This is a genomic window from Arthrobacter sp. NPDC097144, assembly GCF_044762205.1.
In the GTDB taxonomy this organism is placed as follows: Bacteria; Actinomycetota; Actinomycetes; order Actinomycetales; family Micrococcaceae; genus Arthrobacter_B.
Window position 1 is genome coordinate 1 of record NZ_JBIWDW010000007.1, and the last position, 13,215, is coordinate 13,215.

Below are 13,215 nucleotides of genomic sequence, written 5' to 3' on the forward strand. Positions count from 1 at the left end.
CCGTAGGTCGGATGAGTGTGGTAACCCATATCGAACCGGAGACCCTCGCCTATTTAACTTTTGCCACGCCGTTCACAACCACCGTAAGAGTTACAGCTAGGCCCCGGCCTTGCCTGCCTACAGCGCGCCGCGCAGCAGCGCCGTCAGCTCTTCCGTCAGGGCGGGGGAGGAACTGATCGGCGTGCCGTCAATGGAGGTGACCGGGGCCAGCAGCCGGATGCTGGAAACCAGCCACACGGCGTCGGCCTCCATCAGGTGGGCCGGCTCCAGCGGTCCGTAGCCCCGGGCCCAGCCCGCTGCCTCGGCCGCATCAAAGAGCGCGCGCTGCGTGGTGCCGGGAAGGATTCCGCTTTCCAGCTCGGGAGTCAGCAGCGTTTTCTGCCCGTCTTCCTCCACCGCCAGGATCACGCTGGAAGTGGGCCCCTCCAGGACTTTGCCGTCCGAGGAGGTGAAGATGACGTCGTCCGCGCCGTTGGCTTTCGCATACCGCAGGGCAGCCATGTTGACGGCGTAGGACAGGGTCTTGGCGCCCAGCAGCAGCCACGGCGCCCGGTCGGCCAGGGTGCTGTCATACCCGCGGTCCAGCAGCAGGACCGCCAGTCCGTCAGCCGTGCGTTCCCGGGACCCGGCCGGAACGGGAGAGGCCGCCACCCAGGCAGTGGGGGAATCCGCTCCTTCCGCGCCGCGTGTCAGCAGCAGCTTTACCACTGCTTCGCCGTTTCCCTCCCGGACGGTCAGCTCCCTCAGGGCTGTGGCAACGGCTCGTTCCCAGGTTTCCCGCTCCGGCGCAATGAGGTCCAGCGCCTGCGCCGAGGACTCCATCCGGTCCAGATGCGCCTCCATTTTGCGGGCGGCTCCGTCCACTGCGAGCATTGATTCAAAGATGCCGTCGCCGCGCGTGGCACCGAGGTCTGTGGCCCTGAGCTGAGGAACATCTGCCTCCGCCAGCCGGCCTTCGGGGAATTCTGGGTCCAGGAATACCAATACAGTCATGGTCCCAGACTAGTTTGCCGTCCCGGCAGACTAGTCTAATGAGGGATAAATCTGCTGATAGGAGCGTCGTGTGTGGGTGGCTTTAACGGGTACAGCGCTCCCGGTCTGGATTGCCACGGTACTGACCGTGCTGGATTACGCCATCCGCGTCGTTTCGCTGGGCGTGGTGCCGGGGAACCGGCGGCCCACCACAGCCATGGCCTGGCTTCTGTGCATCTTTTTCCTTCCGCTTCCGGGCATCATCCTGTTCCTGCTCTTCGGCAACTTCCGGTTGTCGGAACACCGGGTGAAGCGCCAGGCGCAAATCAACCGGGCCGTCCGTGAAAACACCCGGGAGCTCGAGGCTGAGGGCAGCACCTATGCGGGTCCCGAATGGGTGGTCTCGGCCACCGAGCTGAACCGGAGGCTGGGTTCCTTTCCCAGCCTCGACGGCAACAAAGTAAATCTGCAGCGGGATTACAACGAGTCCATCCGTGAGATGACGGAAGTGGTGCGCGGAGCCCGGAAGTACGTGCACGTCGAGTTCTACATCATGAGCTACGACGACGTGACCCGCGAGTTCTTCGCGGCCCTCAAGGAGGCCGCCGCCCGGGGCGTGCGGGTGCGCCTGTTGTTCGACCACATCGGAACCTTGCGCGTGAAGGGCTACCGCAGCCTGCTGAAGGAACTGCGCAGCTCGGAAATCCAATGGCGCCGCATGCTGCCCGTCCTGCCGGCCCGGGGCCAATGGCGCCGTCCGGACCTGCGCAACCACCGCAAAATCCTGGTTGCGGACGGAAGAGTGGCCTACACCGGGTCGCAGAATCTGGTGGAGCCCTCCTACCGCAAACCGCACAACCGGAAGATTGGGCGGAAGTGGGTGGAGCTCATGGCCCGCCTTGAAGGTCCGGTGGTGGATGAGATCAACGTGGTCTTTGCCACCGATTGGAACGCCGAAACGGATGAAAACCTGGAACGGGAACTGAGCCTGTACGAGTGGGAGACCAAGCCCGGCGACGTGACCTGCCAGGTGGTTCCCAGCGGTCCCGGATTCAGCACGGAAAACAACCTGCGGCTGTTCACGTCCCTGATCTACTCAGCGTCGGACCGCATTTCCATCACCAGCCCGTATTTTGTCCCGGACGATTCGTTGCTGTACGCCATTACCACCGCTGCCCAGCGCGGCGTGCAGGTGGAATTGTTTGTCTCCGAACGCGGCGACCAGTTCCTGGTGGACCACGCCCAGCGTTCCTACTATGAGGCCCTGCTGCGCGCCGGTATCCGGATCTACCTGTATCCCAAACCCCTGGTCCTGCACGCCAAGCACTTCACCATTGACAACGAAGTGGCCGTCCTGGGCTCCTCGAACATGGACATGAGGTCCTTCTCCCTGAACCTGGAAGTATCCGTCATGATGTTCGACGGGAACATCGTGGAGAACATGCGGCGCATCGAAGACACCTACCGCTCCCTGTCCCGGGAACTCCTGCTGTCCGAATGGATCGGACGGCCCGTCTGGCAGCGCTACATCGACAATGTCTGCCGTCTGACAGCCACCCTGCAGTAGCGCGGCGGCTACTCCGGAAACGCAGCCCCCAGTGCGCTCAGCACCCCAAAGGCCTTGGCCCGGACCTCGTCCCACTCCGCCGCCGGATCCGAGTCCGCCGTGACCGCCCCGCCCACGCCCAAAGCCAGGGAGGAATCCCGGATCTCCAGGGTCCGGATCACCACGGACAGGTCCGCCGCGCCGGTAAGGGAGAACCAGCCGACGACGCCGGAATAGGCTCCGCGCGGAGCTCCCTCCAGCCGGTCCAAGATGTTCATGGTGCTGATTTTGGGTGCACCGGTCATTGATCCGGGTGGAAAGGCAGCGGCTACGGCTTCGGCACGGGAGGCTCCGGGGAGCAGCCGGGCGTCCACCGTACTCACCAGCTGGTGGACCGTGGCGTAGCTTTCCACGGCGCACAGCCGGGGAACGGTGACGGATCCCGGAACGGCGAAGCGGGACAGGTCGTTGCGCAGCAGGTCCACAATCATGATGTTTTCCGCACGGTCCTTCGATGAGGAGACCAGATCAGCTTCCAGCGTCCGGTCCTCCCGCTCCGTGGCTCCGCGCGGCCGGGTCCCCTTGATTGGTTCGGCGCGCAGGGCACCGGCTTCGGTGAAGGACAGGAAGCGCTCCGGTGACGTGCCTGCCAGGGCATAGCCGCCAAAACGCAGCAGCGATGCGAACGGTGCCGGATTGCGCTGCCGAAGTTCCCGGTACACGGCCAGGATGTCCGGTGCTGCCAGGGGCGCATAAAGCCGGGCGGTCAGGGCGGTCGTCAGGCACACCTCGTACGAGTTTCCGTCGCTGATTTCCGTCTGGGCAGCACGAACCTTGGCCAGATAGGAGCTCCGGTGATCCCGGACGGAGAACTGCAGTCCGGCGGGCACTGCACCCGGAGATCCTCCGGTCCCTGCGGCGGCAGCACTTTCCACTGCCCGCCGGACCAGGGCGGGCCATTCACCGCAGTCGTCTCCGACGGAACCGCTGCCGGATCCGTCATCCGTCAGGGCTAAGACATAGAGGCACTGTTGCTCATGGTCCAGCACCACTGCCCGGCCAGCAAAAATCAGGGCCGCATCAGGCGCAGGCGCGGCCGCGGGACCGGCTCCGGAGGCGGCAGGATGCTGTGTTCCGCCGGTTTCACGCTTGAGGCCGTACCCCAGGAACCCGAGCCAGCCCAGGGCAAAGCCGCAGGGATAGTCTGCCGGGACCGTGGCCCGGGGCGTGCCCCAGACCGAATCGAGCCACGGAAAGAAGCTGCCGGGACGGGATAGGGTCACCGGCCCCGAAACAACGGTGGTGACGGCGCTGCGGTGCTCCGCGTACCTGCCCAGCGGGCCGCCGTCGTCCGCCATGATGCTGAACCGGCTGCGGGCGGCAATATGGGCGGCGCCGGAGGCTGCGTTCGGCGGCTCCGGTGCCTCGAACCCCGGCGCCTCTGACGCTGCGCCCGCACTGGAGCTGTCCAACCACACAGAGCGGGCAGCCGAGCCAAAAAGTTCCCCGAACAGCCGCTCCGGATCCACCCAGGTATCCAGCCGCTCCACCCTGACGGTTTCAGCGCCCGCGGCGTTGCTGCCGGGCCAGGTCGGCTGGAGCCCGGGAAGCGCGAATCCGCCGAGGGCACGCAGGACGTAACCTGCGGCCGAACGCGGAGTTCCGGAGGCATGCTCCCGGTCAACCCTGATGTCCGCGAGTCCTGCCGCCGGATCGTCCGACGCCCAGGAACGTTCCTGCGCAGCCCACCTTTCCCAGTGCGGAGCGTAGGTGTCACCGTCGCGTGCCAGTGCCTGTTCGCGGCGCAGCCCTGCGGGCGCATCAACCCATACGGCGGCGTCGAGCAGGTGGCGCACCGCAGCTGCGGAGGATCCGACCCCCTCAAAGATGACGATCTCCGCCGGTTCTGTTGTGCGCTGCTCCCCATAGCGGCCGGCCGCCCAGTCCCACTGCTGCCAGTGGGCGGTGCGCCCCGCCGCCAGGGGAGCGGCCACCTGCTCACTGAAATAGGCAATTCCGTCCGCAAGGCCGTCCCAGCCGGGGTAAACGTCCTCCAGATGGAACAGGGAAACGGTGTGGTGGGCACGCAGCGCGGCTGCCAGTTCGGTGGCGAGCGTGGTTTTCCCCGCACCGGAAAAGCCGTCGACGGCGATGAGGACGGGCAGCGTCAGGGAGGCGGCCGTGGTGGCGGCCGCCGGCTGGAAAAACGTCACGACTGCCCGGAGGCAGCCCCAAGGGCTGTCCGGACGTGCTGAACCACGCCCGGCAGGGACGCCTGGATCATGGCGTAGGAAGAATCAAAGTCCGTCATGTCCCCGTACCAGGGATCTTCGATGCCCTGTTCCTCGGGAGGAAGGTCCGCTGCGGCGGGATCGAAGCTGCGGATCAGCCGGATTTTGTCGCGGTCCGGGCGTTCGGCGGCCAGCTCCCGGAGCCGGCGAAGGTGCCCAAAGTCCATGGCCAGCACCAGGTCACGGTCCTCGAACCACTCCTCCTGGAACTCACGGGCGCGAAAACGGCGCGCCTGCTCTGCGTCGTAGCCGTGGGCCAGGAGTTCCTCCACGGCGCGGGGGTCCATGGGGTTGCCTGCTTCCCAGGCGGTGACTCCGGCGGAATCCACCGAGACTTCGGACCCAAGCCCGGCTTCCTCGAAGGCGCGGGCCAGGCAGAACTGGGCCATCGGGGAGCGGCAGATGTTTCCGGTGCAGACCGTGATGATTCGGTACATTCCCCAAGCCTACCCAGTCCCGCACCTGCCCTGGATCGTCTGCGGGCGCCCGGGCGGTCAGGCCCAGGCGATAATCTCCCCGGAGGGGAGCAGGAACCAGCCGTCCGCGGCCGAGGCCCAGCGCCGCCAGCCGCCGGCCATCCGTTCAAGTCCGGCCTTGTCCGTAAGTTCCCGCTCCAGCGCCTGACCGGCAAACGCCGAGTGCAGCACCCGCTCCGCCCATCCTTCACCGAACCAGGTGCGCCGATCCTCGGTGGCGTACAGCCAGCTGGAAGCGGACGGAACAAATTCCGTGAACCCTGCTTCGAGGGTCCACGACACCAGGCGGCGGCCGGCGTCTGGCTGGGCGCCGTTGCCGCGGGCTATGCGCTGATAGACGTCCATCCATTCGGAGAGCTCCGGGAGTTCCGGGTACCAGCTCATCCCGTGGAAATCCGCGTCCCGGATGGCCACGATTCCGCCGGGCCGGGTGACCCGCCGCATTTCGCGCAGTGCGGCCACGGGGTCGGCGAGGTGCTGGAGGACCTGGTGCGCGTGAACGACGTCGAACGCCGCGTCGGGAAAGTCCAGGTCATATACGTTGCCTGCCGCAAACTCCAGGTTCGCCAGCCCCCGGGATGCAGCAAGTTTCCGGGCCTGTGCCACCACGTCTTCGGACTGGTCCAGCCCGGTGACCGTTCCCGGATCCAGCAGGTTGGCCAGGTCAGCGGTGATGCTGCCCGGGCCGCACCCCACATCCAGCAGTGCCATGCCGGGCTCAAGATAGGGGAGCAGATACGCTGCCGAGTCGGCGGCCGTGCGGGCGGCATGGGCCCCCACCACGCTGGAGTGGTGGCCGTGCGAGTACTGTTCCGGAGGCATAGGAGGAGAATACGCGGACCGGATGCCGTATGTGCCGGAAGATTGCAGCGTGTGTCTGCGTCCCCGATTCCCGAGGGGCCCTTGTGCCGGAGCTTTCCCGTTGGGGACCATGGTCTCAGAGCCGGGCCGCTGCGGTCCTCCTGCTGCTCTTCAGGCCCCGAGCCGTTCAGCTCGCCGGGCCTTCTTCCCAAGTTGAGTCGGTACGACTCAACTTTGTTGACAACGAATCCATCCTGAGTAAAGTTGAGTGCAGAACGCTCAAGACGCGCTGCGGGAGTGCCTGGCCCTCCCGGCGCAGTTTGCCACGGAAAGAGGAAGCAAATATGTCACGTGCAGTAGGTATTGACCTTGGAACCACCAACTCGGTTGTCTCTGTCCTGGAAGGCGGCGAGCCCACGGTTATCGCCAACGCAGAGGGCGGCCGCACCACCCCTTCGGTTGTTGCTTTCGCCAAGTCCGGCGAGGTCCTGGTAGGCGAAATTGCCAAGCGCCAGGCCGTGAACAACATTGACCGCACCATTTCCTCGGTCAAGCGCCACATGGGCACCGATTGGAACGTGGACATTGACGGCAAGAAGTACACCGCCCAGGAAATCTCCGCCCGTATCCTGCAGAAGCTGAAGTCCGACGCCGAATCGTACCTGGGTGAAAAGGTCACGGACGCCGTGATCACCGTCCCGGCGTACTTCAACGACGCCGAGCGCCAGGCCACCAAGGAAGCCGGCGAGATTGCCGGCCTGAACGTCCTGCGCATTGTCAACGAGCCCACCGCCGCAGCGCTGGCCTACGGACTGGACAAGGGCAAGGAAGACGAGCTCATCCTGGTCTTCGACCTCGGCGGTGGAACCTTCGACGTGTCCCTGCTCGAAGTCGGCAAGGATGAAGACGGCTTCTCCACCATCCAGGTGCGCGCCACCGCCGGTGACAACCGCCTCGGCGGCGACGACTGGGACCAGCGCATCGTGGATTACCTGCTGAGCCAGGCCAAGGCCAAGGGTGCTGACCTGTCCAAGGACAAGATCGCCCTGCAGCGCCTGAAGGAAGCTGCCGAGCAGGCCAAGAAGGAACTCTCCTCGGCAACTTCCACCAACATCTCCCTGCAGTACCTCTCGGTCACCCCCGAAGGCCCGGTCCACCTGGATGAGCACCTTTCCCGTGCCAAGTTCCAGGACCTGACCAAGGATCTGCTGGACCGTACCAAGAAGCCGTTCAAGGATGTCATCTCCGAAGCCGGCATCAAGGTTGCAGACATTGATCACATCATCCTCGTGGGCGGTTCCACCCGTATGCCGGCCGTCTCCGAACTGGTGAAGGAACTGGCCGGCGGCCAGGAGCCCAACAAGGGTGTCAACCCGGATGAGGTTGTGGCCGTTGGTGCCGCCCTGCAGGCCGGTGTGCTGAAGGGTGAGCGCAAGGACGTTCTGCTGATCGACGTCACCCCGCTGTCCCTGGGCATCGAAACCAAGGGCGGTGTGATGACCAAGCTGATCGAGCGCAACACGGCCATCCCCACCAAGCGCAGCGAGACCTTCACCACGGCGGATGACAACCAGCCGTCCGTGGCCATTCAGGTCTTCCAGGGTGAGCGCGAGTTCACCCGCGACAACAAGCCGCTGGGCACCTTTGAGCTGACCGGCATCGCTCCGGCTCCGCGCGGGGTCCCGCAGGTTGAGGTCACCTTCGACATCGACGCCAACGGCATTGTGCACGTGTCCGCCAAGGACAAGGGCACCGGAGCCGAGCAGTCCATGACCATCACGGGCGGTTCTTCCCTCTCCAAGGAAGACATCGACCGCATGGTCCGCGAAGCCGAAGAGCACGCAGCGGAGGACAAGAAGCGCCGCGAGGCTGCTGACGTCCGCAACTCCGCCGAGCAGCTGGCCTACTCCGTGGACAAGCTCCTTACGGACAATGACGACAAGCTGCCCGAAGACGTCAAGACCGAGGTCAAGGGCGATGTCGACGCACTGAAGAAGGCGCTCGAAGGCACCGAGAACGACGACGAAGTGAAGTCGGCGTTCGAGAAGCTGCAGACCTCGCAGACCAAGCTGGGCGAAGCCATTTACGCTCAGGCCCAGTCTGAGGGCGCTGCAGGTGCTGCCGGCGGTGCCGGTGACGCAGGCGCAGCCGGCGGTTCCTCCGCCGGTGACGAGGACATCGTTGACGCCGAGGTTGTCGACGACGAAGACAAGAAGTAATCATGACGGCTGGTAACGAGTCCCCCAACGACAAGCCCAACGGCGAAGAGCAGGAAGCCGCCGGCCAGGTGCCGGCGGACTCCGGAGCGACGGACCCGCAGCCTGCGGCGTCCGAGGGAGCACCGCAGGCTGAGGGCGGCGCCGACGGCGACGCCCTGGCGCAGGCCGAGCAGATCCTCAACAGCGCCGATGTTCCCCCGCAGCCCTCCGCTGCCGGATCACCGGAAGCCGCGGAACTGCGCAACGACCTGCTGCGGCTCCAGGCGGAATACGTCAACTACCGCAAGCGGGTGGAGCGTGACCGCGACGTCGCCCGGGAAATGGCAGTCATCGGAGTAATGAATTCCGTGATGCCGGTCCTGGATGACATCGACGCAGCGCGCCAGCACGGTGACTTGGTGGAGGGGCCGTTTGCCTCGATCGCCAACAAACTGGAAAACACGCTGAAGTCCTACGGGCTGGCCCGGATCGACGAGGTGGGGGTTGAATTTGACCCGAATATCCACGAAGCGTTGATCCAGCAGCAAAGCGCGGACGTGCAGTTCGATACTGTGACGCAGATTCTGCGGGCCGGCTATAAGGCCAATGACAGGGTTCTGCGGGCGGCACAGGTTATCGTCTCCGTTCCGGAGCAGTAGGAAGCGGGTACCCGGGGCCGTCTCACGGCGGCCCCGGGTACTTCTGATTCAGCAGTGCATGTCCGGTCCGCAACCCGCGGGTTGCGGGCGGGAGCAGTAAAACCGAGGAAGGGGACGCCAATTGGCTAGTCAGGATTGGGTCGATAAGGATTTTTATAAGATTCTGGGCGTTCCCAAGGACGCGTCTGAAGCCGATATCAAGAAGGCCTATCGGAAGCTGGCGCGCAAGTACCACCCGGACCAGAACCAGGACGATCCCTCGGCCGAGCGGATGTTCAAGGATCTTTCGGAAGCGTACTCGGTGCTTTCGGACGCCGAGGAGCGCCAGCAGTATGACGCCATCCGTGCCATGGGCAGCGGTGCACGGTTCTCCGCGGGCGGCCCCGGCGGGGCAGGCCCCGCGGGAGGAGCAGGTTTCGAGGATCTCTTCGGCGGACTGTTCGGCCAGGGAGCGCGCCCCGGAGGCGGCCGCCGCACCAGCTACAGCACCGGCGGCAACAACATTCCGCCGGAGTTCGCCGACCTGTTTGGCGGCGGAGGCTTCGGCGGCGGGTTCGGCTCCGCTCCGCCGCAGAAGGGCGCCGACCGCACGGCCAGCACCACCATCTCTTTTGCCGGGTCCATCAACGGCACCGTCATCGGGCTGCGGGAACCCAGCGGTGAAGTCGTGGAAGTCCGGGTGCCTGCCGGAGTCAAGGACGGCCAGAAGATCCGGGTCCGCGGCAAGGGCCAGCCCGGTGCCGCGGGCAACGGCGACCTGATGGTCACTGTGAATGTCACCCCGCATGATTTCTTTGTCCGGGACGGGAACAACATCCGCATCCATGTTCCGGTCAGCTTCCCCGAAGCCGCACTCGGCGCCACCATCGAGGTACCGACACTGACATCCGACACTGTGAAGCTGAAGGTGCCTGCCGGCACTCCGTCGGGGCGCACCCTGCGGGTCAAGGGACGCGGCGTGCAGACGTCCAAAGGCAGCGGCGATCTCCTGGTGACGGTGGACGTTGCCGTTCCGTCGCATCTCAACAAGGAAGCCAAAGCGGCGGTTGAGGCTTTTGCCGATGCCACCAAGGGCGAGGACCCCCGCGCCGGGCTGGCCTCCAAGGCCCGCCTGTAGCTGACGGATTCGAGGTTCGGTTTCCCGTGCCGCGGGAGCCGAACCGGGCTATGGTTACTACTTCAACAGCTGTCAAGGAGGAACAATGGGAATAGACGTCAACGCGCCTATCTTTGTGATCTCCGTTGCTGCAGAGCTGGCTGACATGCATCCGCAGACCCTGCGGCAGTATGACCGGCTGGGCATTGTCTGTCCAAGCCGCGCCCCCGGGAGGTCCCGGCGCTATTCGCAGCATGACATCGACATGCTGCGCGAGGTCCAGCGGCTGTCCCAGGAGGGCGTGTCGCTGGAGGGCATCAAGCGCATCATGCAGCTGGAGAACCAGGTGTCCAGGCTCCGCGCCCGAATTGACGAACTCTCCGCCGAACTGGATGCGGTCCAGCAGCGAACCCCGGACCGCAGCCGGGTGTTCGCCGCGGGTCTGGCCGGCGACGTCGTGACACTGACCCGCGGCCAGCGTCCGCCGGCGTCGAGGCCGTTTGGGACACAGCTGAGCCTGGCCTCCCTGGTGCAGCGCCGCGGCAGGCTGCGGGCGCTTCCGGCCGGCAAACAGGACGCCATGGACTACGCGGACGACGGATATGTCCAGTCCCTCTGACTGCTTCCGCCCGTCCTAGCGGAACCGCCGCCCCTGATCCCTTCGGTTCGCCCAAACCGCCAGGGCAGCCAGCGCCACGGTCCAGGCCAGCAGGCAGGGGATGGCGGACGGGCTCAGGGGCTGCCCGGCGAACACCGTCACGGACACGTCCCGGGCGGCACGGGTGGGCAGGAAAAGGGACAAGGTGTTCAGCCCGGAACTGAACAGTTCCGGAGGCAGCATCAACCCGCCGGCAAATGCGAGCGGGAAAAACACCACTTGCGTGACCGCAATGGCTACTTTCGACGTGCACAGGTAACCGATCAGCAGGCCCAGGAACAGGAACGGAAGACCGCAGGCCAGCCACACCAGCATGGCCGCCGGCACCCGCCACCAGGACAGGGCGCCTGACGTGAACGCCTCCAGCGCAGCCGTGGTGAGTACCCCCACCAGCATCACCGGAATCAGCGAAAAGAACGCAAACATCATGGCAGTCAGTGCCCGGGCGGCTGTGGGCGGAAGTGCGCCGGCCGGCAGCGTGCGCACGTAGCTGCTCCACGGATTGGCGCGGTCCTCCGCCACGCCGATTCCGTAGTTGAACAGGAACGAACTCATCACGCCAAAGAGCGCCAGCTGGGCGACCGCAATCAGCGAGGCCACGGGATTGGATGTCACGGCCTGCTGCGGAAGGACAAAAAACACCAGGGCCAGGGTGGGGAAAAGTGCTGAAGAGATCACGGAGATGGGAATGCGCAGCTGCTCCAGGATTTGGGCTTTGGTATGCGCGCGGACCAATGCGGCGGTGCTCATGGCTTTTCTTTCCCGGCAGGTGCCGGAACGTGGGCGGGCAGATGCGTCAGGGACAGGAAGGCTTCCTCGAGGCTGGCCGTGTGGACTTCCAGGCCGGAGAATGGAACGTTCTCGCGGACCAGACGCCGTACGGTTGCGTCAGAGTCCCGGCTCAGCACAGTAACCAGACCGTCCGTGCCGGTGGTGATGCCTGCGCTCTCGGGCAGGGACCCGAAGGACGACGCCGGCAGGCCGGTGCGGAACGAAACCCGGCTGACGGAGACCCGGTTTCGGACCTCGTCTACCGTGCCGTCCGCGACTACTTCGCCGTTGTTCAGGACCAATACCCGTCCGGAAAGTGCCTGGATTTCTTCTAGGTAGTGGCTGGTGACCAGCAGGGTGCCGCCGTTCCGGCGGTACTGGCCCAGACGCTCCCAGAGAGTCTCGCGCGCTTCCACGTCGAGCCCGGTCGTAGGCTCATCCAAAATGACCAGCCGCGGCCGCCCCACCAGTGCCAGGGCTACCAGCAGGCGCCGCTGCTCGCCTCCGGAGAGCCCGCCGCACTGCTTGGCGGCGATGCCCGTCAAACCGAAGTCGGCCAGCAGCCGGGCGGTGGGCACCGGATCGTCGTAGTGCGCCCCCACAAAGTCCACTGTTTCCCTGACCCGGAGGGTGGGCGGCACCGAAGTGGCCTGCGGCGTCGTTCCCAATTCCCTTCGCGCAGCGGGATCCCGAGGGTTGCGGCCGAACAACTCCACGGCTCCGGAATCCGGGGTGCGGAGCCCGCAGAGCAGGTTGAGCAGAGTGGACTTTCCGGCCCCGTTGGGACCGAGCAGGCCCAGGGCTTCTCCGGCCCGGATTTGCAGATTAACCGCGCGCAGGGCCGGTTTGCCGGCGTACTTCTTGCTGACGGACCGTGCTGCTGCGAGCACTTCCGGTCCGGAGGGATCCGTCCGGCCGGTTGCGGTGAGAGAGGTCGTCATTACGGTGCCTCCGATAGCTGCGTCGCTTCCAGCAGGTCCCCCAGCGCCTTCCGGTAATGGGCGTAGGCCAGTTTCCCTTCCCCGCTGATCCCCAGGTAGGTGACCGGGGAACGGCCCTCAATGGTCTTGGTGACCTCGATGTACCCGGCGTCCTCGAGCTTGCGCAGATGGGTGGAGAGATTCCCGGCAGTCATGTCCAGGATGGCCCGAAGCTTCGTGAAGGCGATCCGGTTCTGCTCGCCCACCTCATTGAGCATGGTCAGGGCCCGGAGCCGTGCTTCGGCATGAATGACCGGATCGAGCTCAGGCATGGGATGCCGCCGGACGCAGTCGGCGCGTTGCAAGGTGTTCGGTGAGTGATCCCGCCAGCAGCCCGGCCGACCCCAGATACAGGGAGACCGCCAGGAAGTGGTCCGGGCCGGCAGCGAGGGCGGCGACGGCGAGTCCAGCACCCAACACCGCCATGGCCGCTGCCGGTTCGAGCGGAAGCCACCCCTGCCTGATGGCCTGCAGTGCGGCGTAGCCGACAATCCAGGTCAGGGCCCACAACAGGTACACCAGTGCGGCATGGCCGTTCAGCTGCCGGCGGGCCGACCGTTCGGTGTCCCGCACAATATTCAGGGCTGCGGCGGGGTCCAGGGGCTGGTCGTCTGGTGCAGCATCACGCGGACGGCCGCTGTCTTGGCTTCCTGTACTCCAAAGCCTTGCCGGATGTTTTGCCATGCCATCCTCCGCTCCCTGCCGGAGGGTTGCCCGCCGGATGCAAAGCAGTTTGCATTACAAACTGGTCTGCGGCAAGAGAGCCT

At 65.5% G+C, this 13,215-nt stretch carries 13 protein-coding genes; 5 read left to right on the forward strand and 8 right to left on the reverse strand.

Annotated features, from left to right (window positions below):
• Positions 1-117 precede the first annotated feature (117 nt).
• On the reverse strand, positions 118-993 hold the full coding sequence (locus ACIQXM_RS15320) for an aminodeoxychorismate lyase (RefSeq protein ID WP_400933003.1): 876 nt from the start codon (positions 991-993) through the stop codon (positions 118-120).
• Positions 994-1,063: 70 nt separating this feature from the next.
• On the opposite strand from ACIQXM_RS15320, the gene cls reads away from it, so the two are divergent.
• On the forward strand, positions 1,064-2,539 hold the full coding sequence (gene cls, locus ACIQXM_RS15325) for a cardiolipin synthase (protein WP_400933004.1): 1,476 nt from the start codon (positions 1,064-1,066) through the stop codon (positions 2,537-2,539).
• An 8-nt stretch (positions 2,540-2,547) separates the two neighbouring features.
• Here the strand turns inward: cls and ACIQXM_RS15330 are convergent, their stop codons facing one another.
• Genes ACIQXM_RS15330 through ACIQXM_RS15340 form a run of 3 tightly spaced genes read right to left on the reverse strand, consistent with a single transcriptional unit; the run spans position 2,548 to position 6,107 of the window.
• On the reverse strand, positions 2,548-4,731 hold the full coding sequence (locus ACIQXM_RS15330) for a chorismate-binding protein (protein ID WP_400933006.1): 2,184 nt from the start codon (positions 4,729-4,731) through the stop codon (positions 2,548-2,550).
• The gene (locus ACIQXM_RS15335; protein ID WP_400933008.1) at positions 4,728-5,246 is read right to left on the reverse strand and encodes a low molecular weight protein-tyrosine-phosphatase; all 519 of its coding nucleotides are present in this window, start codon (positions 5,244-5,246) and stop codon (positions 4,728-4,730) included. The genes ACIQXM_RS15330 and ACIQXM_RS15335 overlap by 4 nt, the downstream gene beginning before the upstream one ends.
• A gap of 57 nt (positions 5,247-5,303) precedes the next feature.
• Positions 5,304-6,107 carry a class I SAM-dependent methyltransferase gene (locus ACIQXM_RS15340; protein WP_400933009.1) on the reverse strand — a complete coding sequence of 268 codons (804 nt, stop codon included), beginning with the start codon at positions 6,105-6,107 and terminating at the stop codon, positions 5,304-5,306.
• A gap of 323 nt (positions 6,108-6,430) precedes the next feature.
• Here ACIQXM_RS15340 and dnaK point away from each other — a divergent pair, with 323 nt between their 5' ends.
• The 4 genes from dnaK to ACIQXM_RS15360 all read left to right on the forward strand — a co-directional run bounded on the left by dnaK (position 6,431) and on the right by ACIQXM_RS15360 (position 10,658).
• Positions 6,431-8,305 carry a molecular chaperone DnaK gene (gene dnaK, locus ACIQXM_RS15345; protein WP_400933011.1) on the forward strand — a complete coding sequence of 625 codons (1,875 nt, stop codon included), beginning with the start codon at positions 6,431-6,433 and terminating at the stop codon, positions 8,303-8,305.
• A gap of 2 nt (positions 8,306-8,307) precedes the next feature.
• Positions 8,308-8,943 (forward strand): nucleotide exchange factor GrpE, encoded by a 636-nt coding sequence (locus tag ACIQXM_RS15350; protein WP_400933013.1) that lies wholly within the window; start codon positions 8,308-8,310, stop codon positions 8,941-8,943.
• A gap of 121 nt (positions 8,944-9,064) precedes the next feature.
• Entirely contained in the window at positions 9,065-10,060 is a 996-nt protein-coding gene (locus ACIQXM_RS15355) for a DnaJ C-terminal domain-containing protein (protein WP_400933015.1), read from the forward strand.
• 85 nt (positions 10,061-10,145) lie between these two features.
• Entirely contained in the window at positions 10,146-10,658 is a 513-nt protein-coding gene (locus ACIQXM_RS15360) for a heat shock protein transcriptional repressor HspR (protein WP_400933017.1), read from the forward strand.
• Between the two features lie 15 nt (positions 10,659-10,673).
• Here ACIQXM_RS15360 and ACIQXM_RS15365 read toward each other — a convergent pair whose 3' ends face one another.
• The 4 genes from ACIQXM_RS15365 to ACIQXM_RS15380 are packed head-to-tail and all read right to left on the reverse strand — an operon-like array spanning position 10,674 to position 13,132.
• Entirely contained in the window at positions 10,674-11,447 is a 774-nt protein-coding gene (locus tag ACIQXM_RS15365) for an ABC transporter permease (RefSeq protein ID WP_400933019.1), read from the reverse strand.
• Positions 11,444-12,409: an ABC transporter ATP-binding protein gene (locus ACIQXM_RS15370; RefSeq protein ID WP_400933021.1), complete on the reverse strand. Its 966-nt coding sequence runs from the start codon at positions 12,407-12,409 to the stop codon at positions 11,444-11,446. Before ACIQXM_RS15370 ends, ACIQXM_RS15365 begins: the two co-directional genes overlap by 4 nt.
• A complete protein-coding gene (locus tag ACIQXM_RS15375; RefSeq protein WP_400933023.1) occupies positions 12,409-12,720 on the reverse strand; it encodes a transcriptional regulator in 312 nt (103 codons plus the stop codon). Before ACIQXM_RS15375 ends, ACIQXM_RS15370 begins: the two co-directional genes overlap by 1 nt.
• Positions 12,713-13,132 (reverse strand): hypothetical protein, encoded by a 420-nt coding sequence (locus tag ACIQXM_RS15380; protein ID WP_400933025.1) that lies wholly within the window; start codon positions 13,130-13,132, stop codon positions 12,713-12,715. Before ACIQXM_RS15380 ends, ACIQXM_RS15375 begins: the two co-directional genes overlap by 8 nt.
• Positions 13,133-13,215 lie beyond the last annotated feature (83 nt).